The following is a 21,521-nucleotide window of genomic DNA, read 5'->3' as shown; positions in this document are numbered from 1 at the left end:
CATGGGGAGAATGCATGACGGGAATCCGGCTCTCCTACACCCTGAGGTCAAAAAGCCCTGAATAGGTGGCAACAGCCCTCATCCCGCTTCAAACCGGAGTTGTTCGGGATCCACATAATAGCAGCGGGCATTGTCAACACAGATCAACGCCCAGCCATTTTGGTCAACATCGACCAACGTATACTCGGATTGAGGGATGAAGTGGCCCTGGTGGTTGCGGGTCTCGCCTTTAACCCAAACGGTCTGACGGTTCATCTTCAAGTTCCTCCAATTTACAGTCAAAGAAAATCAAAAGCAGAACTCAATTTCAATGCAAGTCGATGCAAGAAGTGTCACACCAAACAGAAACCCTTGCATCTCCTCAAAGCCCAACAAATCCACAGGCTTGCGTGGGATGCAAGCTAACTCACAGCGGTGCCTGAATACCGTCTTGCGATTTGGTAAGAGAAGTCTAGCACCAACTCTATGAGAATATTGTTAAAAGTTGCGGATTAAGTTGACAAGCTCTAGATTTTCCTAAATTCTTGTTGCAAAATCGGGTTAAGCCTGCTTAACCTGCTTGGTCTACTTCAAATAGCCATTGGTGCATCTTGCTCAACTGAGGCCAATTGGGACGGCGGTTCCCTCCCTCTGCCAAGTTAGATTTGACCCCCTCGATCTGCTCGGGATCCCGCGCCAAGATTTGCTTGATGATCTCCACCTGCTGGCGTACCCCTGTTTTTTTCAGCTCCAGCATCGCCAAAGTCAAGTTCACCCGCGGCTGGGCGTCCACCGGGTCTAGCTTCACAGCAGTTTGGGCAGCTTTCAGGGCTTTTTCCGCTTGCCCCTCCAAAAGATAGAGCCAGGACAAGCAAGTCCAGGCTGCTGCCGCCTTCGGGGATCCCTTACAAATGGCCTCGAAGGAAGGGATCAGCGTCTTGGCCGCTTCCCCCGCCTCGTAGCGCCGGATCCCTTCCTGAAACAATTCTTCAATGGCTGCGCTCATCGTTCTCAACTCGGCATAATGACGTATTGACAAGTGCACTACTTTATGGGTGTAAGGCTGCTCTTGCCTGTTCGCTCATCTGTTGTAGCGCACCGGTGTCGGGGAGAGGGATCCCTTCCCCTTCAGCAAGCCATAGCCAGTACTCGATGTTGCCGGCAGGGCCAGTGATAGGCGACCACGTATAGCCCTGCACCCGCCAACCGCGACTCACTGCCGCCTGCATCACCGTCTGGAGCACGCGAGCGTGGATAGCCGGATCCCGCACTACCCCCCTTTTGCCCACCTGGCCTCGGCCCGCCTCAAACTGCGGCTTGACTAGCAGCAAGGCTTCCCGCGGCGAGCGCAACAGTTTCCACAGAGGATCCAACACCTTAGTCAGGGAAATAAAGGAGAGATCCACCACTGCCAGATCCGGCCAGTTGGGAGTGGGCACCTCGGTTCCGTAGAGATCGGCTGGCTGAAGATAGCGCAAGTTGGTCCGTTCCCTAAGGATTACCCGCGGGTCAGTTCGCAAAGACCAGGCCAATTGGCCATAGCCCACATCCACCCCATAGACCCGCTGCGCCCCTCGTCGCAGGAGGCAATCGGTGAAGCCCCCAGTGGAGATGCCAGCATCCAAACAGATGCGACCCTGGACTTGAATGGGAAAAGCTTGCAGTGCCCCCTGAAGCTTTTCTCCTCCTCGCGAGACAAAAGCAGACTTGGCCTGGATGTGGACTACAGGATCTCCGCTTACCCACGTCCCGGCTTTTTCCGCCCGTACTCCGTTGAGGAAGACTTCTCCCGCCAAGATAGCCCGCTGCGCCTGCTGGCGCGAAGAAAAATATCCTCGCTCCACCAGCCAGGTATCCAGGCGGACTCGATCGGCCATGCCCTAGCCACTGGCCTTCCACTCCATCAAGATAGACGACCGGGATCCCTTCTGTCAGCCGCGACTTAGCCAAAGCGCCCGCTCACATACTCTTCCGTCTCGCGGTTGGCGGGAGAGTTGAAGATCTTCTCGGTGCGGTCAAACTCTACCATTCGTCCGTAGCGGATCCCTCTCTCGTCAAGTTCAGTGTTGAAGAAGGCAGTGAAGTCGGACACGCGAGCTGCCTGCTGCATGTTGTGGGTGACGATGATGATCGTGTAGCGACGGCCCAATTCCTTAAGCAGCTCCTCAATGCGCAGCGTAGAAATAGGATCCAGCGAGGCGCAAGGCTCGTCCATTAGAATTACCTCCGGCTGAATGGCCAGGGTGCGGGCAATGCAGAGGCGCTGCTGTTGTCCACCGGAGAGGGAAAGGGCGCTCATCCTCAACTTATCTTTCACCTCATCCCAGAGAACGGCCTGGCGCAGTGCCCGCTCCACGAGCTCGTCCAGATCCCCCTGGTAGCCATTAATCCGGGGCCCAAAGGCAATGTTGTCGTAGATGGATTTGGGGAAGGGGTTGGGCTTCTGAAACACTAGGCCAACCCGCCGCCGCACCTCAGAGGGATCCACATCCGGGTCGTAGATGTTTTTCCCGTGGAAGATAACGGAGCCTTCTACCCTTGCCCCTGGGATTAAGTCATTCATGCGGTTGAAGCAGCGCAAAATAGTGCTCTTGCCGCAACCTGAGGGTCCAATAAAGGCTGTGATGTGATTTTTCGGGATCTTCAGGGAAACCTGCTTAACCGCCAGGTGGGAGCCGTAGTAGACGCTCAGATCCCGCGTCTCTATTTCAACCTCCAACCGGGTGGATTGCTCAGGAGAGCCCGACTTGTCAGAGAGTGGAGAGCGCATAGGCGTGTTGAAAAGAAGATAACGTCACTGCAAGGCTTAGATAGTGATGACTTCTTGGCGACGACTCACAAGGAGCCGGAAACTGACGGTGGTAATCAGGACCAAAATCACCAGAGCCAAAGCCCCTCCCCAGGCAAGCTTCTGCTGGTTTTCAAAGGGGACAAGGGCAAAGTTGTAGATCAACACAGCCAGCGAGGCCACTGGCTTCAACAAACCGCTGGGCCAGAGAAAGCTAAACAAAGCCGTGAAGATCAGGGGCGCCGTCTCACCTGCAGCGCGGGCAATGGCCAACGTCACCCCCGTCAGGATCACCGGCAGAGCCGCTGGCAACACCACGCGAAACACCGTCTGCACTCGCGAAGCCCCCAACGCATAGGCAGCAGCCCGCGTATCGGCCGGCACCAGGCGCAGCGCCTCTTCACTGGACAAAATGATGATAGGCAGGGTCAGCACCGATAGAGCCATCCCGCCGGCAAGGGCCGAGAAGGTTTTGGAGGAAAGCACCAGCACCCCATAGGCAAACACCCCGGCAATGATGGAGGGAACCCCCGTCAACACCTTGATAATGAAGCGCAGAAAGGAGGCCGTGGGGCTGTTTTTGCCAAACTCCGAGAGATAGATGGCTGCGAATAGACCAATGGGGAATGTGATGGAGATAGCAATCGACACCACAATAATCGTCCCCAGCACCGCATTGCCAAATCCGCCCACCTGATCGCCCGGAGGAGGGGGAAGCTGGGTCAGCGTCTGCCAGTTCAGGCGCTCGATGCCCCTGGTGAAAACGTAGTAGAGGATGAGAGCCAGCACAAAAATGGCGAAGATGCTGGAGATAGTTGTCAGCGCTGTCATTCCTACATCCAAGAAGATGCGCTGCCAGGGCTTCGCTCTGCGCTTAAACAAATTGCCTTGCTCTACCGCCTGCACTTGCGCTGTCATGTTCCTCTACTCCCACGAAGCTGTTAGCGCAAACTTGACACGGCGTATCATCAGCTCCGCCGCAATGTTAACCACCAGAGTGATGGCTAACAGAATCAAGGCCAAATACATAAGTGCTGCAACCTGCTCGGGGCCCGCTTCCGCAAACTCGTTGGCCAATAGGGCTGGGATGTTGCTGGCAGGAGCCAGAAGCGAGATGCTAATGCCGCGGGCATTCCCAATCAGCATCGCTACTGCCATCGTCTCCCCCATGGCGCGTCCCAAACCCAAAACCACCGCTCCCAGGAGGCCGCCAATTGCTGCCGGCAGCACGACACCAAAGATGGCTTCCCAGCGAGTGGCTCCCATCGCATAGGCAGCCGCCCGCAACTCTGGCGGAACGGACACCAGCATTTCCCTGGCGATGGCAGTAATGATGGGGATGATCATGATCCCCAAGACAACCCCCGATGTCAACATCCCAGGCCCTACTGGTGGTGTGCTGAAAATGGGCAGCCAGTTGAAGTGCTGGAACAAAAACATCTGTATAGGGCGGAAGAAGGGGATGAAGATAAACAACCCCCAAATGCCGTAGACCACACTGGGAATGGCTGCCAGCAGCTCCACCACGATGATCAAGGCTGTGCGCAAAGGCTTGGGCAAAAAGTCCTCGCTCAAAAAGATGGAGATGCCAAAGCTTAAGGGAACGCCCACGATCAGAGCAATCAGAGAAGTTACCAGCGTGCCGTAGATCTGGGGCCAAGCACTGTAAATGTTCTCAACAGGATCCCAGGTGGTGCCCCAGAAAAAGCCCAGCCCGAACTTCCGAATGGCAGGTAGCGCCTGAATCCCAATCTCCAGGGCAATCCACAACAGTAGGAAAGCCGAGAAAAAGACGGCGATCCGCGTTGCCCAAATGAATAGCCAGTCGCGCCGGCGCTGGAAGACGGGCCGGGGCCGAAATAGAGAACTGCTCTCCGAAAAGGTAGTGGTCATCTGCTGGGTAGGGGGTACAAACCTCTACGGAGTGATTTTTTCCAGGGCAGCCAGAGCTTTCTTCCGCGTTTCCTCCGGCAAAGGCACATAGCCCAGCGGCTCCGCAAAGGATTGCCCTTCGGTGAGGGCGTAGCGAAGAAACTCTTTGACAGCCTTGGAGGTTTCAGCTTTGGGGTAGACTTGGTAAGCCAAGATCCACGTGTAGCCCACAATGGGGTAGGAGTCTTCCCCTTCGGGATCTGGGTCAACCCCCAGCAGCCGCTCGTCGAGCTTGATTCTCGCCAGCGCTGCCTGCTCCGTCTCAACTTTGGGGACGACGAACTTGCCTGCCCGGTTTTCCAGGCGAGCGAAATTTAGGTTGTTGAGCTTAGCAAAGCCGTACTCCACATAGCCGATTGAGCCAGGAATCTGCTTGATTTGTTCAGAAACGCCTTCGTTACCGCGAGCTCCCACGCCAGTTGGCCAGTTCACGGAAGAGCCACGGCCCACTTTTTGCCGCCATTCGGGGCTAATGGCGTTGAGGTGGGTGGTAAAGATGTCGGTGGTGCCACTGCCATCAGAGCGGTGCACAACAGTAATCGGCATATCTGGGAAAGTCACCCCTGGGTTAAGGCCAGCCAGCAGCGGATCGTTCCACTTCTTGATCTTGCCCAGGAAGATATTGGCCAGCGCCAGGCGAGAGAGGCGAATTTCAGGACCTACGCCGGGGACGTTATAGGCTGCCACCAATGCCCCGCCCACCATAGGCACGGCCACCATGCCCTTGGGAGGGTTGGCTTCACCCTCAATCTTGCTAATCTCCTCAGGACGCGGCACGCTATCACTGGCGCCGAAGTCGACGGTGCGGGCCACAAATTGCTGACGGCCAGCGCCGCTCCCCACCGATTGGTAGTTGACTTGGATGTTGGGGTTTTTCTTGCCAAATTCTTGGGCCCACGTTTGGTAGAGGGGGGCCGGGAAGGTAGCTCCAGCGCCGTTGATGGTTATCGTCTTCTGCTGGGCAAACACTCGCTGCCAGCCGGCCTGACTTGCCGCAAAACCAGCAGCAACTGCCGACAAGGACTTGAGGAAAGAACGACGACTCAAGGAATGCGACATCAGCATACAGAGATCTCTCCACTGAAGAGCGTGTCCTAGCCCAGGTCAAAAAGCTGCAACTGTGAAACCTAACTCCAAGAGTTCAGTCCACCGGGCCGAAGAAAGCACAGGATCTCGTTGAGACCGCAGCCTTTGCAACTCGGCCGTTAAGTGTAACGTAAGGTCAACCCTTTTTGGGTTAACAAGAGGTCAAATTCAAGTTATTTCTAGGTTATTTCTAGGCCCAGCAGCCGAGGTCGCGACTGTCGGGCTTAATCAGGGTAGAGACCCCAGGGGGAGGCTGGGGCTGGGCTGACATTGGTCGGGGGAATGCCTAGAATAGAAGACTGTCAAGAGAGTGGGTGCCTTCCTCCTATGGCAAAAGATGTGCAGGTGATGCTGCGCCAGGCGGTTCCTGGGCTCGGCAAGCCGGGAGAGGTGGTGAGTGTCAGGCCGGGCTATGCCCGCAACTACCTTTTCCCGCGGCAGATGGCGGTGCGGCTTACGCCTGGACTTCTCAAGGAGCAGCAGATGCGGCGGGAGCAGGAAGCAGCCCGCAAGCTGGCTGAGAAGCAACAGGCGGAAAACTACAAAAAGGCTTTGGAGACGATTGGCCGTTTTGTCATCCGCAAGAAGGTGGGCGAAAAAGACCTGCTCTTTGGACAGGTAACTGCCAGCGATATTGCCGAGGTGGTGCTGGCTACCAGTGGCCTCGATATCGACCGCCGCAATGTCCTACTCGATGAGGAGATCAAGAAAACGGGGGTTTACCTGGTGCAGGTGAAGTTACACCCCGAGGTTACCGCTACGCTGCGCATTCAGGTCACGCCTGAGTAGAAAAGAGGTTCTGGTTCAGACGGCTATGCCCACTTGGCCCGCTGCGCTAGGGTGTGCAGCCTAGCAGTCGGAGAGCGGGGGAGAGCTTGGTTTTTCTACCCTGGCTGGTGGTGATTAGCGATTACGACCTGACCGGTGGGGATCGGCTTCCGCCTCAGAACATCGAAGCTGAGGAGGAGATCTTGGGCGGCATCCTCCTTGACCCTGAGGCGATGGCGCGGGTGGCGGAGCTCTTGCGGCCTGAGATGTTCTACCTCTCCGCCCACCAGGAGATCTACCGGGCTGCTCTGCAGTTGTACAGCCAGGGCCAGCCCACTGACCTGACCACTGTTTCTGCCTGGTTGGCAGATCACCAGCTCTTGGAGCGGGTGGGAGGAACGGCGGCAATTCGCCGCCTAGTGGAGCAGACGGTTAGCAGTGTCAACATTGACCAGTATGCCCGTCTGGTGGTGGACAAATACATGCGCCGCCGGCTGATTCAAGTCAGCAACACCTTGGCGCGTCTGGCCTACGACACTAGCCAGCCTCTCCCTCAGCTCCTGGATCGAGCCGAGCAAGAGGTGTTCAGCCTCACCCAGGAACGGGTGCAGCGCAGCCTTGTTCCAGCCTCGGAAGTTTTGGTAAACATCTTCTCAGAGTTGGAGGAGAGGTTCCAGAGCGAGGCTCAGATCCCTGGGATCCCGACCAAATTCATTGACCTCGACAACCTGACCCAGGGCTTGCAGCGGTCGGATTTGGTCATCCTAGCCGGCCGTCCCTCGATGGGAAAGACCAGCCTGGCTCTTAACATTGCCCAAAATGTGGCTGCCTACGTCAAGCAACCGGTGGCCATCTTCAGCCTGGAGATGTCGCGGGAGCAACTGGTGCAGCGGCTCTTGGCCAGCGAGGCGCGCATTGATAGTAGCCGTCTGCGATCCGGGCGCATCAGCGAGAATGAGTGGCAACGCCTGGGGCAGGCGATTGGCTTTTTGTCGCAACTGCCTTTGTTTATCGACGACACGCCCAACTGCACGGTTACAGAAATTCGCTCTAAGGCGCGGCGTCTGCAGGTGGAGCAAGGAGGGACGTTGGGGTTGGTGTTGATCGACTACTTGCAGCTAATCCAGGGATCTGAGTCCGACAACCGGGTGCAGGAATTGTCGCGCATTACCCGCGGCCTCAAGGCGCTAGCCAAAGAGCTGATGGTGCCGGTGCTGGTGCTATCTCAGCTCAGCCGGGCAGTGGAGTCGCGCTCAGACAAGCGTCCGCAACTGGCAGATTTGCGGGAGTCGGGTTGTCTAGCCGGCGATACCCGCGTGAGGGACGTGGATCGCGGCAAGATCTGGCGGCTGGAGCAACTGGCAGCCCTGCCGCCTTCAGCAGAACTGCCGCGCCTGCTTAGCCTCAATGGGCGCGGGCGGCTGGTGCCCCAACAGCCAGTGAGGGTATTTTGCAGTGGGCGGCAGCCCACATGTCTTCTAAAAACCCGCCTCAACTTTTCCATTCGTGCCACTGGCAACCACCCTTTCCTAACTCGGGACGGCTGGAAAACCCTCGACGAGCTGCAACTGGAAGAGGAGGTGGCGGTGGTGGTGCAGGAGGGGTTGATCTGGGATCCCGTCGTCTTCATTAGCGAGCCGGGGGAGCCGCAACCGGTTTACGACATCGAGATGCCCCGCCACCACAACTTTGTGGCCAACGGCCTGCTGGTGCACAACAGCATCGAGCAGGATGCCGACGTGGTGATGATGATCTACCGGCCCGAGTACTACGATCCCAACACCAGCGATCGCGGAATTGCGGAGGTAATTGTTGCCAAACACCGCAACGGCCCCACGGGCACGGTGCGCCTTTTGTTTGAAAGCCAGTACACCCAGTTTCGCAACTTGGCGGATCCCTATCGGTGAGCGAAAGCCGCAGCAGAAGTAGATCGGGACTCCTTTCAAGGACAGGTCCGGGGTGCGAGGTGTTAGCCTGAGATTGCCCCCCTACGGCAGGTCGCTGTTGCTGGCTACCTCCCTCTGCCTAAAGCCATATGTTCAAAAGCCTGTTGATCGCCACCGATTGCCGCGATGGACTGCAGCGTTTTGGCAAATGCCTAGAAGAGCTTTACCTGAATGGGATTGAGCGCGTTGCTTTTGTGCATAGCGTTGCTCGGCAGGACGACGACATTGGCCTTCCCGAAGACCTCACCCCCAAAGTGCAGGCGCAACAGGCTCGCTTACAAGAGGTGTTGAGCGCCGTTCCTGCAGGGCTGGAAGTCAAAGTCTTGGTGCAGGCGGGCAAGGCGGTGGATCTGATTTTAAGAGGGATCCAAACCTGCAGCTCCGACTTGCTAATCACAGGCATGGGGATCCACAATCTGCTCACCGAAAAACTGTTTGGAAGCACCACCTTGGAGCTGCTGCCGAAGCTGACCATCCCGGTAATGGTGATGCGTCCGCAACTCATCGCCGCCTTTACTCTGGAAGAATTGCGCCTGCGCAGCCGCCACCTATTTCGCTCCCTCCTAGTGCCTTTTGACTTTGAGGAGCCCCGCCGGCAGCTCCTCAGCCGTCTTGGCCAACTGCTGCCAGGAACTTCCCAGTGTCAGGCCATTACGCTGCTCTATGTGGTGGATCCCAGCGCCCGCCGCAACCAGGGATCGCCGGCAGAAGAGCTCAAGCGCAGGGCCGAGGCCGACTTGGCCCGGTTAGTCGAACCGCTGGTCGAGCAGGTAAAACCGGTGCAGTTGCGGGCCTTGGTGCGGGTGGGATCCCCGCTTCAGGAAATCCTAGCCACCGCTGCTGAGGAGGACATGACCGCCATTGCCACCGCCTCGCCGCGGGTGGGCAGCTTCTGGGAGTGGTCGGTTCGCAGCCTCACTGGCGAGATCCTGCGGCAAAGTTGGCATCCGGTGTTGTTTTTCCCGCGCGGGTCTTTGGCCTAGTAGAGCCGCTCCATCCCCTTGCTATGCCCGACCCAACCCAAACCTTGTGGGAACTGTTCCAAGCGGTGGCCCAAGGGCAGCTCTCTGCCGAGCAAGCCCTGCAGGCCTGTCGCTTTTTGCCCTTCGAGGAGGTAGGAGACTTCGCCCATGTGGATCACCACCGTCCTTTACGCACCGGCTTTCCCGAAGCGGTCTGGGGGCCGGGCAAAACTCCTGAGCAGATTGCCCAGATCCTGGAACGGCTCCACTGGCAGGGATCCCTGGCCGTGGCCACCCGAGTGGAAGCTTCTACCTATGCTCAGATCCGCCGCTGGCTGCCCCAGGCGCAGTATTCCGCGGTGGCCCGCCTGTGCTGGATCCCGGCCCAGCAGACCCTCCGCCGTCCCGGCCAGATTAGCGTGATCTCCGCCGGCACCGCCGATGTGCCGGTGGCCGAGGAGGCCGCTCTCACCGCCGAGCTAGCTGGGTTTCAGGTCAAGCGCCTCTGGGATGTGGGAGTGGCCGGGATCCATCGCCTGCTGCACCACCGCGCCGCCCTGGAAGCCGATGTGCTGATCGTGGTGGCGGGCATGGAGGGGGCCTTGGCCAGCGTGGTGGCGGGCCTGGCCGATTGCCCGGTGATCGCCGTGCCCACCAGCATCGGCTACGGGGCCAGCTTCCAGGGCTTGGCTGCCCTGCTGACCATGCTCAACTCCTGTGCTCCTGGGGTGGGGGTAGTGAACATCGACAACGGCTTTGGGGCTGCGATTCTGGCCGGCCAGATCCTGCGCTGTGGCCAGCGGCTGGCGTCGCGATTGCCCTCGCCTGCATCCCCTGGAGAGGGAGAAGGTTAAGAAATGTAAAACAATCCTAAGCCAGACAGGCTATACTCAGGCCATGGCTAGGCCGGGATTTTGGCTGTCTCCGCTGGGAGGTTGTTTCCAAGAATTGAGGGGTGGGTTCTTTCCTCAGGTATCATTCTTGGGGCGCTCCCTAACGACCATAAAAACGACCATAAAAATGAAAGCAAATGAAAGGAGTTGTCGATTATAGGATAGCAGTCTGGGGTTGGCTGCACTGAACGAACGATTTTTTAGCCGGGGTACATGAAGCTTGCTGCTATGTCCATCGAGGCAATAAATACCGCTGTGGCTCTTGTTCAGGGGATCGTTCAGTCCTTCACTTGGACGGATCTCTTTTTGGTGGTGGCTCTGGTGTTTTTGGAAGCAGCCCTCTCTGCTGATAACGCCGTCGCCCTAGCTGCTTTGGTCAAGCATTTGCCCACCCCCCAGCAACAGAACCGGGCTTTGCGCTGGGGCATCATTGGCGCCTATGGTTTTCGCATCGCCATTGTGTTTGCAGCGGTTTGGCTGGTGGAGTATCCGCCCGCTCAGTTTCTTGGGGCCTGTTACTTGCTCTGGCTGGCCTGGCAGCATTTTCGCGGGGAAGAAGAAGGACCCGAGCAAGACATCACTCGCCAGGCCAATTTTTGGCAAACTCTGGTGATGGTAGAGCTGACGGATCTAGTCTTTTCTTTCGACAGCATCGCCGCTTCGGTGGGCGTCTCCCGCAAGGCTTGGGTGATCATCCTCGGCGGCATTCTCGGCATCACCCTGATGCGCTACATGGCCTCTTTGTTCTTGCGCTGGCTGGATGAGTTTTCCCGCCTGGAAGATGCTGCCTTTGCCATCATCGCCCTGGTGGGAAGCCTCATGCTGCTGGAGGTGTTTTTCCCCCAAATTGAGCTCCCGGAATGGGGGATGGTGCTGGCTGTGCTGCCTTTGTTTGTCTGGGGCTTTTCGCAGCGCCGCAGTCCTTCTCCTCCAGCCGTGGCCCAGCCAGATTCGACTCTGCCCAGTTCGACGGAAGGGATCCCTGCCGGCTTAGCCGCTCTTGCTGAGGTTGAGTCTGCCGCTGAGCTGGACTAAGGGAGCCCAGGGAGGAATTTCGGATCCCTGGGGCCGGTGAACGCCGGCAGGTTGTTCGGGCAACGGGAGGGCCTTGTAGACTAGTAGTGGAGGCAAGCCACCGGAGGAAGGTATCCTGATTCCGCAGTTTTGCCAGAAGTGGTGGGCAAAGTGCTGCCAGCAAGCCACTGCCACAAGCAGGGACAGCCAGCAGAAGCCGCCAGCAGGGGTAGAGAATGGTCAACCTCAGCCCCTTTCCTCTCCAGCCAAGGTAAACGATCCGATCCCTCTGGTAGAGCTGCGGCAGGTCTGCAAGCGCTTTGGGTCTACGGTGGTGCTGGATGGGATTGACCTCAAGGTGTACCGGGGCGATGCCCTAGGAGTGGTGGGGCCTTCCGGCACGGGCAAGTCGACCCTGTTGCGCATCATCGCGGGCCTAACGGAGCCCGACGCTGGCGAAGTGCTCTGGTGCGGTATTCCTTTGCCAGAGATTCAGGCCGGCCACTGCACTCCTCCTTTGCGGCTGGGCATGGTATTTCAGCAAGCGGCCCTGTTCGACTCCCTAACGGTGGAGGAAAACGTCGGGTTTTTGCTCTACGAGCACTCGCGGCTGCCGCGAGCCCGCATTCGGGAACTGGTAGCGGCCAAGCTGGAGGCAGTGGGGCTGGCGGGTAAGGGGAACAGCCTGCCGGAAGAGCTCTCTGGGGGAATGCGCAAACGGGCTAGCTTTGCGCGCGCCATCATAGAGGATCCCTCTCTGCCCCAAGACGAGCCGCAACTGCTACTTTACGACGAGCCCACAGCGGGCCTGGATCCCATTGCTTCCACCGTAATCGAAGACCTCATCCGGGATCTGCAACAGGTGAAAAAAGCTTGCGAGAGCTACATCGTCGTAACCCACCAGCACAGCACCATCTACCGTGCCACCGACCGCGTTGTGCTCTTGGCCCAGGGGCGGGTGCAGTGGGAGGGATCCGTGCAAGAGATCGAAACGTGCGACAACCCCTTTGTGCGGCAATTTTTCAGCGGTAGCGTAGAAGGGCCAATTCAAGTGGCAGGGCAGGTGTGATGCGTTCGCGAGCAATCCGAGAAGGGGCGGTGGGCCTGTTGATCTTGGCGGGGGCACTGGGCTTTGCCGGGCTGTTTTTGTGGATCTACAACTTGCGCTTCGGCAGCCGCGGCTTTCGGTTCACCGTCACCTATCCCAATGTGGCCGGCCTGGCGGAAGGCTCCAGCGTGCGGCTGCGGGGAGTAGCTGTGGGCCGGGTGGAGCGCATCCTGCCCCAGGCAGCCCAGGTGGAGGTGCAGGTGGCTATCGACCAGCCGCTGGTCATCCCGCGCGACGCCCTGTTTGTTACCACCCAGACGGGGCTGGTGGGGGAGACGGTGATGGATATCCTGCCGCAGGCGGCTGTGCAGCTAACAGGATCTCCCTTGGCAGCCGATTGCGACCGCAGCCAGATCATCTGCGATGGGGATAGGGTGGAGGGCGAGCCGGGCGTGGGTTTCGGCCAGTTGCTGGTTCAGGTGGATCGGCTGGTGACGCGCATCAACAACGATGAGTTCTTCGATACCCTCAACGCCACCTTAGAAGGGATCACCCGTGTTGCCAACAGCGTGGCCGACCTCTCGGAAACTGTGGAGAAGCAGGTGGCAGCCCTGCGCACCGAAGATCTGGACTTGTCGCAATTTACCTCGGCTGCTGTGGCTATCCAAGACGCGGCTGGAGCTGTGAGGGAAACGGCCCGCAGTTTTCAAGCGGCTGCCGATCGGTTCACCGTTCTGGTGGAACAGAACCGCACCTCCCTCCAGGCTGCCCTGGAAAACATCCAGCAGGTGAGCGCTGATCTGCAAGCCATGTCGAGCGCGGTTCGCCCGCTGCTTACCGATCCGCAACTGCAGGCGGATGTGCGCCAGATCCTAGTAGGGGCACGAGTAACAGCGGAGAACGCGGCCAAGGCCACTGAGGATCTGCGGCAGCTTGCGGCTGCCCTAAGCGACCCGGGCACCCTAGCAACCTTGCGCCAAACCCTGGACTCCGCCCGCATCTCCTTTCAGAACGTGCAAAAGATCACGGCTGACATCGACGAGCTTACCGGGGATCCCCAGTTTCGCCGCGCCCTGCGAGAGCTGGTGTTGGGGCTGAGCAACTTGGTTTCCAGCGCCCCTTCCAACAACGGGATTCAGCCCGCTGCCGTCCAAGTCGCGCCCGTTTCTTTTACCCTCGCCCCTATGGGGCAGCAGCCGGTTCCCTAAGAGGAAGCCAAGATCCCTGCCGAGATCCGCTCCCCTAGCAGCGGCAAAAGCCATTGAAGGGATCCGGAAGCTGGGGTAGGCTTTGCGGATATTCGGGTTGAGGTGTGAGGAATGTGCGGCATTGTCGGCTATGTGGGCTTTCAGTGGGCAGCTCCCATCCTCTTGGAGGGCCTGCGCACCCTGGAGTATCGCGGCTACGATTCCGCCGGCATTGCCACCGTGGATCCAGAAGAGGGCTTGAGGATTGTGCGGGCCACCGGCAAGCTGCACAACCTGCTGGTGAAGCTCACGGCCAACATGCCCACGGCCAAGGTGGGGATTGGCCACACCCGCTGGGCCACCCACGGCGGTATCAGCGAAGAAAATGCCCACCCCCACTGCGACGCGCGCGGGCGCATCGTGGTCATCCAAAACGGCATTGTGGAGAACTACCTGGAGCTGAAGGAGCACCTGCTGCAGCGCGGGATCCCTTTTCGCTCCCAAACCGATACCGAGGTGATCGCCCACCTGCTGGGCCTGTACACGGAGGAGCTGGGCTGCTTTGAGGCAGCTTTTGCCAAAGTCATGGGACAACTGCGGGGAGGCAATGCCGTGGTGGCCTTGGATCGGGAGGCGCCGGATCGTCTGATTGCCGCCCGCCTGGGCAATGCCGGGGCTGTGGTGATTGGCGAAGGGGAAGGGGAAAATTTTGTGGCCTCGGATCTGCCCGCCATCGTCCGCCACACCCGCAGGGTGGTGTTTCTGGAAGATGGGGAGATGGCCATCCTCACCGACTCCAGCGTGCGCTACCTGCGCATTACCGGCGAAGAGCTGCGCAAGACTCCCATCACCGTAGCCTGGGATCCCGTCTCGGCGGCCAAGGGGGGCTACAAGCACTTCATGCAAAAGGAGATCTACGAGCAGCCGCGCACCACCACCGATACGCTGCGGGGGCGGGTGGATCTGGAAGGGGGGCGGGTGACGCTGGAGGGGCTGGCGCTAACAGAAGCGCAACTGGCCCAGATAGAGCAGATCCACGCCGTGGCCTGCGGCACCGCCTGGCACGCCTGCCTGGTGCTCAAGTATTTCATCGAGAGCCTGGCCCGCATCCCGGTGCAGGTGGACTATGCTTCCGAGTTTCGCTACCGCCAGCCGGTGCTGCGCCCCCACAGCCTGCTGGTGGCCCTCACCCAGTCCGGTGAGACGGTGGATACGCTGGCGGCCATGAGCGAGGCCCGCACTCAGGGGATCCCCACCCTGGCCATCGTCAACGCCATCGGATCCCAGGCCACTCGTCTGGCGGATGCCGGGGTGATCTACATCCACGCCGGGCCGGAGATCGCCGTCGCCTCCACCAAGGTGTTTACCGGCATGCTGGTGGCAGGATACCTGCTGGCCCTGCAACTGGCCCAGGCCAAAGGGATCCTCAGCCCGGCCCAGATCCGATCCCACCTGCAAGCTTTAATCGAGCTGCCGGGCAAGATCAGCCTGTTGTTGAAAGACGCCGCCCTCTACGAGCAGTTGGCGGAGCAGTACCACCACGTCACCGACATGCTCTACCTGGGCCGCTGGGTCAACGCCCCCATAGCCCTGGAGGGGGCCTTAAAAATGAAAGAGGTCAGCTACATCCACGCCGAGGGCTACCCAGCAGGGGAGATGAAGCATGGCCCCATTGCCCTCATCGACGAGCGCATGCCGGTGGTGTGTATTGCCACCCGCGATCCCGTCTACGAAAAAATGCTCTCCAACATCGAGCAGGTGCGGGCGCGGGGCGGGCGAGTCATTGCCCTGATCAATCCGGAAGATACCCAGGTCCGGGAAAAAGCCGACCACGTCATCGAGGTGCCCAGCACCACACCTCTGCTGTCGGCGGTTTTGAACGTCATCCCCCTGCAGCTGTTTGCCTACGCCATGGCGCTGCGCCGCGGGGCCGATGTGGATCAGCCCCGCAACCTGGCCAAGTCGGTAACCGTCGAGTAGCGTCTGCCAACCTTGTCACCGCCGGCCTCTGGCTTTTGCAAAATCGGGCAGATCACGTCCTCCTGGGCCGTCGGTTCCGCTGGGATCCGCCAATCGGAAAGGAGGCTTTCAATTTGGCCTTTTAGAGTTTGCAATTCGGCCATGCGCTCTTCGATTTGCCACAGCTTCTCCTGCAGGTGTTGGCGGATTTCTGGGCAGGGCTGCTCCCCCCGGTCGTACAACTGCAGGATCTGGCGAATTTCCTCCAAGCTCAGGCCCAGGCTTTGGCAGCGGCGAATGAAAGCCAGCCGCCCCAGCACTGCCGGATGGAAGAGGCGATAGCTGGACTCCGACCGCTGCACCGTTGGCTTCAGCAGGCCCAGCGACTCGTAGTAGCGCACCGTGCGCACCGGCAACCCCGCCGCCGCCGCCACCTGGCTAATTCTCAAGCTGCCCAATGCGCCATCGGCAACTGCAGGACTGAACATAGCACCACCAGCTCCCCAAGAGCTTCAGCTTAACAAAGCCAGCCCCGCAGCCGGATCCCCTGCCAAGAAAAGCGGGGATCCCTCAGCTTTTGTGGCCCATCTCGGCGGCTTGGATCAAGGCCCTGGCCCGCTGTTGATCCAACTTGGCCTGCAGGCGCTCTTGCTTGTCGCTGCTGGTGTTCAAAACTTGGCTCGCTTTGTCCAAGAGGGCCTGAGCTGCGGCCTTATCCACTTTTTCTCCCCGCTCGGCGCGGTTGACCAGAACGGTTACCTCGTTATTTTCCACTTCCGCAAACCCGCCCATCACGGCAATGGCCGACCACTTGCCACCGGCCTTGACCCGCATCACGCCGTTGCCGATGGCCGTCAAGAGAGGGGCGTGGTTGGTGAGGATGCCCAACTGACCTGAGGTAGCCGGGAGGATCACTTCCTCGGCGGGGGCATCCCAAACCGTGCGGTCGGGGGTGATCACGCGAACCATCAGCGTCACAGCAGGTCTCCTGAAGGGTTGAGCTTGGCACTTCTATCCTACCGGATCGCGGTTGCTCTCGGTTCTGCCCCTCTGCGTGGCGAGACTTAACCTGGGCATAACCTCTCCTTTACTTCCGTCGAAGAGGCAAGCGGTAAGGTGTTGTCGGGAACACTTGTCCTCTACCCCAACTCAGCCGCGAAGCCAACCCCATGCTGTTATTGGTAGGGGAAAGCCCAACGACCAGTGTGCCCAGTTTGCCCTAGCGGAGCTAGCCTATGCCTGAAACGATGCCCGGCCATTTTGCTGCCGGCCTGCCTACACGGGAGCGGCAATTGCTAGAAGACCTCTACCGAGGCCGCAGTTTATCTCCCTACAGTCCCGGCCAGGTCATCCCTTTGTTTCCCGAGGAGTGGGTGATCGTCTGTCGGGGTGTGGTGCAATTGACTACCCTCTATCCCAATGGCGGCGAGGCGCTGTTGGGATTTGCTGGCCCCTCCATGCCCCTGGGATCCCCGCTGACAATGTTGGATCCCTACCAAGCCAAGGCGTTGACGGCGGTTGACGTGTTGCGGCTGCCGGCAGCCGAGGTGGAAGCCTCAGCAACCCTGAGCCAGGGGCTGCTCAAGCAGTTGGTGCGGCGGTTGCGCCAAACCGAAGCGCTGCTGGCCTTGGCCGGGCGGCGGCGGGTGGAGGATCGGCTGCGCCAGTTGCTCTCCCTATTGGCGGTGGAGTTGGGATCCCCAATGGCGACGGGGGTGCGCCTGCAGGTGCGCCTCACCCACCAAGACTTGGCCAATGCCATCGGCACTACCCGCGTCACCATCACCCGTCTTTTGAACCGTTTCCGCCAGCAGGGCTGGATCGCGGTGGACAAAAACCGCCATCTCATCATCAAGCTGGCCCAAACGCCCTGACGGCTTTAAGCCTGGCGTTGGAGCTGTTGGAGGAGCCAGTTGGCGGCGGCGGTGTTGGTCTCGCTGGCCAGGCGTTCCAGCGCCTGCTCAAGCAGAGCTATCTGCAGGCCCGCCAGCACCTCTGACTGGGCAATGGCCCGATAGCGCCTGTCCTTGGCCAGGGCAAAGGCAAAAACGCGCCGCCCCTTGACATCGATGACCCAGTACTCAGGAATGCCCAGGCTGGCGTAGAGCTGCTTTTGCTCGTCTAGGTCAAGAGCCAGGGTGGTGTCGGCAATTTCGCCCACCAGGTCGGGAGGTCTTTGGAAACGCAAATCAATCCGCCGCGGCTCGCCGGCTTGGTATTTGGGGATGTTCTCCCCTTTGTAGAGCACTAGGTCAGGGGCGCAGGCGTGGGTTTCTGGGTACTCAATCAGACAGCGACCATAGGACTGCAGCGGCACATCCGGGTGCAAAAAGGCCCAGGCGAAAAAAATGGCCGTCATCAAATCGCTGACGGAGGCGTGCTCTGGCCCTTCTTTGCCCATGTTGACCCACAACCAACCCCGATGAAAGGAGAGTTTTTGCCACTCCAGGTCAGGATGGCTGCGAATGGCCACATAGTCCTGCCAAGTGGCGTCGTGCCGCTCAAGGACAGGGGGGGTGGCTGGCTTTGAGGCAAGAACCATCGCTCTTCCCTCAGGGGGTTTCCCTCAAGCCTATCATCAGCCCTCGAGAAGTCGCTCCTCCCGCTCCAGAGAAGCAGGCTAGGGCCGGCCAGAAGCCTCAAAAGGTCAGGAAACCTGCCGGGATCCCTAGACCGACAGCGGGGCTTTGCGCCAGGCCTGGGGCTGTTGGAACTTGTGCAGATCTCGGATCAGCCGCACCCAGCCGTCGGCCATCGACTCGACCAGGAGCTTGCCTTTTTCGGGCGTGGCGGCGGTGGCATCCCCCAGGACGCCGCTCCGGCTGAGGTCGCGGGTTGTCCAGGCAAACGAGATCCGCCCTTCCAGGCTGAGCAAGCTATCTTGCGGCAGATCCGAGGGGTACTCGCAGACCAAGCGGTCGGTGCGCACCGTCTCGGGCAACAGGTACATCAACATGCTGGTCTCGCCGTCTCCGGCGTGAATGCCCAATTCCTGCTCTTTTGCGGTCATCAGCTCCTGGCCTTGGTGGGGAACGCGCCAGACGGACACCGGGAAGAGCAGGAAATCTTCGTACTTCTGGTGCAGGTCGCGGGCCACAATCTGCAGCACCTCGGGCTGGCCGCCGTGGGAGTTGAGGAACACCAGCTTGCGAAACCCAGCCCGGTAAATGCTTTCGGCCACTTCGGTCAACACCGCCATCAGGGTTTGCGCCGAGAGGGTGATGGTGCCGGGGAAATGCCAGTGCTCGTTGGCCTTGCCGTAGCACTGGGTGGGCAGGACATAGGCCGGGATCTCCGGCTCTAGTTTTTCCATGGCCCGCCCGATGATTGCCGTGCCGATGCAGGCATCTACCACCAGGGGCAAATGGGGACCGTGCTGCTCGATTGAGGCCACCGGCTGGATGATGACTACGTTCTCTTTGTCGGGCATGGCCTGGATCTCCGTCCAGGTCAGGTAGGGAAAGAAACGGTGGGGCGGGATAAAGGTGTGCATCATGGCGGGATCCGGTTTCCAGGAATTTGGAGGAGCCTTGCCTGCAAGACTAGCACCATGGGCAATCTGGGATCCCCTCGCAGAACCTGAGAAGGCATCCCTTAAGATCAGGTGTAGTTGGTCTCAACTTTCCTAAGCGGAAGCCAGCCGTTCCATGACCCTGTGGCCCTGTCTGCCCGCTCAATGTGGCTCTGGTGAGGATCTCCCCATTAGGGGACGTCCTCTGCCTGCTGGGAGGACGGAAGTAGGGAGTGTCCTCACCTCACCCCGCCCCATCCTAGCCTTGCCGGGGTCGCAGGCCACCCTCTACGTGGAGCTGATTCAGGTTTCTCTTCACAATCTTGAGGCGGGATCCCCAGCTCTGCTTTGGGTGCGACCCCTGTTGCTCAAGCAGGGATCCCAAGTTTGGAACCTGCGATCCACCTCGGATTTGCTCTGGCCGGCTGCCGGCTTTGTCCCGGCCTACGCCGAGGAGGTGCTGCCGCTGCTGGAGCAGGCCGGGGATCCCCTGCCCCAGGAGGCCCGCCAGCGGCTGCAAGCCTTTTTGCAGCAGGTCTGCCAGGGCTAGGACTCCGTCCCGCTATTGCCAAGGGCCAAGCTCTGCAGAGCCGATTCCAGCCGCGCCAGCGCCTCGTCAATTTCCGCAGGCGTGACGATCAAGGGGGGCACCAAGCGCACCACCTGGGATCCCGCCGGCACCAGCAACAGCCCTCGCTCCAGGGCCGCCCTGACCACCTCAGCCGCCGGGATCCGCATCACCAGGCCCTGGATCAGGCCCCAGCCGCGCACCTCCTGCACAAGCTGCGGGAACTGCTTGGCCAAGCGAGATAGACCCTGGCGCAGATGGGCTCCTGTCTGCTGGGCATTCCAAACCAGGCTCTCGACCATCAGGGTGTGGCAGACCGCCAGGCCAACCGCACAGGCCAGGGGGTTGCCGCCGAAGGTGCTGGCGTGATCCCCCGGCTGGAACACGGCGCAAAAGTCTTTGGCCAGGAGGGCGCCAATTGGGATCCCGCCCGCCAGGCCCTTGGCCAGGGTAAACACATCCGGCTCTATCCCCAGGTTGCAGTAGCCCCAGAGCCTGCCGGTGCGGCCCAGCCCCACCTGTACCTCGTCCAACATCAGCAAGATGCCCCGCTCGCTACAGACCCGGCGCAGCCACTGAAAGTAGGCGGGATCCCCGGGCACAACCCCTCCTTCTCCCTGCAGCGGCTCCAGCAGCACGGCACACACCCGCTCGCCCCAACGCTCCAGCACTGCCGCCGTACCCTCGATATCGTTGTAGGGAACGTAGTCGAAGCCGGGCACCAGCGGGGCAAAGTCTTTTTGGTATTTCGGCTGGCCGGTAGCGGTGAGGGCAGCCAGGGTGCGTCCATGAAAGCTAGCCCGGGCGGTGAGGATCACCGGATCTTGGATCCCGCGCACCGTATGGGCATATTTGCGGGCCAGCTTGATGGCGCCTTCGTTGGCCTCTGCCCCTGAGTTGCAGAAAAAAACCTTATCGGCACAGGAGTGCTGGGTCAGCCATTGGGCCAGTTGCGCCTGGGGCCGGTTGTAGTAGAGGTTGGAAACATGGTGCAACTGTTGCGCTTGCTGAGTCAGCGCCTGGATCCAAGCGGGGTGGGCATGGCCCAGCGTGCAGGTGGCAATGCCAGCCACAAAATCCAGGTACTCGCGCCCTTCTTCGTCCCAAACCCGGCAGCCTTCCCCCCGCACCAGGGTCAAAGGATAGCGAGCGTAGGTGGACATCACATGCCGGTCGAACAGCTCGGCGGTTGTCCCGGAGCCCAAGTCGACAAGAGAAGCGCTTAGCGGCGGCATGGCAGAGGGAGAATGGACAATGTCTCGAGTGTATCACTCTGGGCGGGGGATGATATTCTGGCAAAGCCCAAGGAGAAGGGATCTACACCCATGGGGCGGCGGGGGGTAACGGTCTGGTTTACGGGGCTCAGCGGCGCGGGCAAAACCACCCTGAGCTGCGGTGTCGCCCAGCAGTTACAGGCTTTGGGGTTGCCGGTGGAAGTGCTCGATGGAGACCTGGTGCGGCAACACCTCAGCAAGGAACTGGGCTTCAGCAGGGCGGATCGGGATGAGAACGTTCGTCGCATCGGCTTTGTGGCAGAGATGCTGACCCGCCACGGGGTGATCGTGCTGGTGTCGGCCATCTCCCCCTATCGCGCCACCCGGCAGGAGGTGCGGCAGCAGATCGGCAACTTCATCGAAGTCTTTGTGGACGCCCCCCTGGAAGTTTGTGAACAGCGCGATGTGAAAGGCCTCTACCGCAAAGCGCGGGCAGGCCTCATCCGGCACTTCACCGGCATCGACGACCCCTACGAGCCGCCAGAATATCCAGAGGTGGTCTGCAAAACCGCCGAGCAAAGCATCTCTGAATGTATCGACTTGGTGATGCAAAGCCTGAGAAGCCACGGCTATCTCCAATAGGGCGCTGGGCCTGGCGGGTTTGGG

23 protein-coding genes are annotated in these 21,521 nt (G+C 60.0%); 11 read left to right on the top strand and 12 right to left on the bottom strand.

The annotated features are described in order from the left end of the window. Positions 1-78: 78 nt before the first annotated feature. From GG26_RS06305 to pstS, 7 genes are all read right to left on the bottom strand, one after another. Positions 79-255 (bottom strand): hypothetical protein, encoded by a 177-nt coding sequence (locus tag GG26_RS06305; RefSeq protein WP_414333583.1) that lies wholly within the window; start codon positions 253-255, stop codon positions 79-81. 295 nt (positions 256-550) lie between these two features. Then, positions 551-985: a hypothetical protein gene (locus GG26_RS06300; protein WP_011430399.1), complete on the bottom strand. Its 435-nt coding sequence runs from the start codon at positions 983-985 to the stop codon at positions 551-553. A gap of 43 nt (positions 986-1,028) precedes the next feature. After that, positions 1,029-1,856, bottom strand: a complete 828-nt coding sequence (locus GG26_RS06295) for a TlyA family RNA methyltransferase (RefSeq protein WP_414389453.1) — start codon at positions 1,854-1,856, stop codon at positions 1,029-1,031. Between the two features lie 65 nt (positions 1,857-1,921). Next, positions 1,922-2,749: a phosphate ABC transporter ATP-binding protein PstB gene (gene pstB, locus GG26_RS06290; protein ID WP_011430397.1), complete on the bottom strand. Its 828-nt coding sequence runs from the start codon at positions 2,747-2,749 to the stop codon at positions 1,922-1,924. A gap of 36 nt (positions 2,750-2,785) precedes the next feature. Then, a complete protein-coding gene (gene pstA / locus GG26_RS06285; RefSeq protein ID WP_011430396.1) occupies positions 2,786-3,685 on the bottom strand; it encodes a phosphate ABC transporter permease PstA in 900 nt (299 codons plus the stop codon). A 6-nt stretch (positions 3,686-3,691) separates the two neighbouring features. After that, the gene (gene pstC, locus GG26_RS06280; protein ID WP_099812078.1) at positions 3,692-4,660 is read right to left on the bottom strand and encodes a phosphate ABC transporter permease subunit PstC; all 969 of its coding nucleotides are present in this window, start codon (positions 4,658-4,660) and stop codon (positions 3,692-3,694) included. Positions 4,661-4,684: 24 nt separating this feature from the next. Then, positions 4,685-5,764 carry a phosphate ABC transporter substrate-binding protein PstS gene (gene pstS / locus GG26_RS06275; RefSeq protein WP_414389449.1) on the bottom strand — a complete coding sequence of 360 codons (1,080 nt, stop codon included), beginning with the start codon at positions 5,762-5,764 and terminating at the stop codon, positions 4,685-4,687. A gap of 348 nt (positions 5,765-6,112) precedes the next feature. Between pstS and rplI the strand changes: the two genes are divergently transcribed. The 8 genes from rplI (at position 6,113) to glmS (ending at position 15,583) form a co-directional block, all read left to right on the top strand. After that, positions 6,113-6,574, top strand: a complete 462-nt coding sequence (gene rplI / locus GG26_RS06270) for a 50S ribosomal protein L9 (RefSeq protein ID WP_011430393.1) — start codon at positions 6,113-6,115, stop codon at positions 6,572-6,574. A 128-nt stretch (positions 6,575-6,702) separates the two neighbouring features. Further along, on the top strand, positions 6,703-8,460 hold the full coding sequence (gene dnaB, locus GG26_RS06265; RefSeq protein ID WP_414389485.1) for a replicative DNA helicase: 1,758 nt from the start codon (positions 6,703-6,705) through the stop codon (positions 8,458-8,460). Positions 8,461-8,588: 128 nt separating this feature from the next. After that, entirely contained in the window at positions 8,589-9,482 is an 894-nt protein-coding gene (locus tag GG26_RS06260; protein ID WP_414389446.1) for a universal stress protein, read from the top strand. A 23-nt stretch (positions 9,483-9,505) separates the two neighbouring features. Next, positions 9,506-10,315 carry a nickel pincer cofactor biosynthesis protein LarB gene (gene larB, locus GG26_RS06255; protein WP_011430390.1) on the top strand — a complete coding sequence of 270 codons (810 nt, stop codon included), beginning with the start codon at positions 9,506-9,508 and terminating at the stop codon, positions 10,313-10,315. A 252-nt stretch (positions 10,316-10,567) separates the two neighbouring features. Next, on the top strand, positions 10,568-11,389 hold the full coding sequence (locus GG26_RS06250) for a TerC family protein (RefSeq protein WP_228375215.1): 822 nt from the start codon (positions 10,568-10,570) through the stop codon (positions 11,387-11,389). A 310-nt stretch (positions 11,390-11,699) separates the two neighbouring features. Continuing rightward, a complete protein-coding gene (locus GG26_RS06245) occupies positions 11,700-12,437 on the top strand; it encodes an ABC transporter ATP-binding protein (protein ID WP_414389442.1) in 738 nt (245 codons plus the stop codon). After that, entirely contained in the window at positions 12,437-13,624 is a 1,188-nt protein-coding gene (locus tag GG26_RS06240) for an MlaD family protein (protein WP_414389439.1), read from the top strand. The genes GG26_RS06245 and GG26_RS06240 overlap by 1 nt, the downstream gene beginning before the upstream one ends. Before the next feature lie 111 nt (positions 13,625-13,735). Beyond that, the gene (gene glmS, locus GG26_RS06235) at positions 13,736-15,583 is read left to right on the top strand and encodes a glutamine--fructose-6-phosphate transaminase (isomerizing) (protein ID WP_099835917.1); all 1,848 of its coding nucleotides are present in this window, start codon (positions 13,736-13,738) and stop codon (positions 15,581-15,583) included. Here the strand turns inward: glmS and GG26_RS06230 are convergent. Beyond that, positions 15,544-16,050, bottom strand: coding sequence for a heavy metal-responsive transcriptional regulator (locus GG26_RS06230; RefSeq protein ID WP_206336901.1), 507 nt, complete (start codon positions 16,048-16,050; stop codon positions 15,544-15,546). The genes glmS and GG26_RS06230 overlap by 40 nt on opposite strands. 82 nt (positions 16,051-16,132) lie before the next feature. Then, positions 16,133-16,540, bottom strand: coding sequence for an ATP synthase F1 subunit epsilon (gene atpC / locus GG26_RS06225; RefSeq protein ID WP_011430385.1), 408 nt, complete (start codon positions 16,538-16,540; stop codon positions 16,133-16,135). A gap of 257 nt (positions 16,541-16,797) precedes the next feature. On the opposite strand from atpC, the gene GG26_RS06220 reads away from it, so the two are divergent. After that, a complete protein-coding gene (locus GG26_RS06220; RefSeq protein ID WP_011430384.1) occupies positions 16,798-17,436 on the top strand; it encodes a Crp/Fnr family transcriptional regulator in 639 nt (212 codons plus the stop codon). Between the two features lie 5 nt (positions 17,437-17,441). On the opposite strand, the gene GG26_RS06215 is transcribed toward GG26_RS06220, so the two are convergent. Continuing rightward, positions 17,442-18,104 (bottom strand): Uma2 family endonuclease, encoded by a 663-nt coding sequence (locus GG26_RS06215; RefSeq protein ID WP_414389433.1) that lies wholly within the window; start codon positions 18,102-18,104, stop codon positions 17,442-17,444. A gap of 126 nt (positions 18,105-18,230) precedes the next feature. Next, on the bottom strand, positions 18,231-19,055 hold the full coding sequence (locus tag GG26_RS06210) for a creatininase family protein (RefSeq protein ID WP_011430381.1): 825 nt from the start codon (positions 19,053-19,055) through the stop codon (positions 18,231-18,233). Between the two features lie 154 nt (positions 19,056-19,209). Here GG26_RS06210 and GG26_RS06205 point away from each other — a divergent pair, with 154 nt between their 5' ends. Then, a complete protein-coding gene (locus tag GG26_RS06205) occupies positions 19,210-19,623 on the top strand; it encodes a hypothetical protein (RefSeq protein ID WP_011430380.1) in 414 nt (137 codons plus the stop codon). Here the strand turns inward: GG26_RS06205 and GG26_RS06200 are convergent. Beyond that, positions 19,620-20,876, bottom strand: coding sequence for an aspartate aminotransferase family protein (locus GG26_RS06200; protein ID WP_414389430.1), 1,257 nt, complete (start codon positions 20,874-20,876; stop codon positions 19,620-19,622). The two genes, GG26_RS06205 and GG26_RS06200, sit on opposite strands and share 4 nt — an antisense overlap. 90 nt (positions 20,877-20,966) lie before the next feature. On the opposite strand from GG26_RS06200, the gene cysC reads away from it, so the two are divergent. Then, positions 20,967-21,497 carry an adenylyl-sulfate kinase gene (gene cysC / locus GG26_RS06195; RefSeq protein WP_011430378.1) on the top strand — a complete coding sequence of 177 codons (531 nt, stop codon included), beginning with the start codon at positions 20,967-20,969 and terminating at the stop codon, positions 21,495-21,497. The last annotated feature ends 24 nt before the right edge of the window (positions 21,498-21,521 follow it).

Origin of the sequence: Synechococcus sp. 'PEA 65AY6A-5F PE A' (assembly GCF_047462575.1) — a bacterium.
Taxonomy (GTDB): Bacteria; Cyanobacteriota; Cyanobacteriia; order Thermostichales; family Thermostichaceae; genus Thermostichus.
This window is presented reverse-complemented; position numbering and strand designations above follow the sequence as displayed.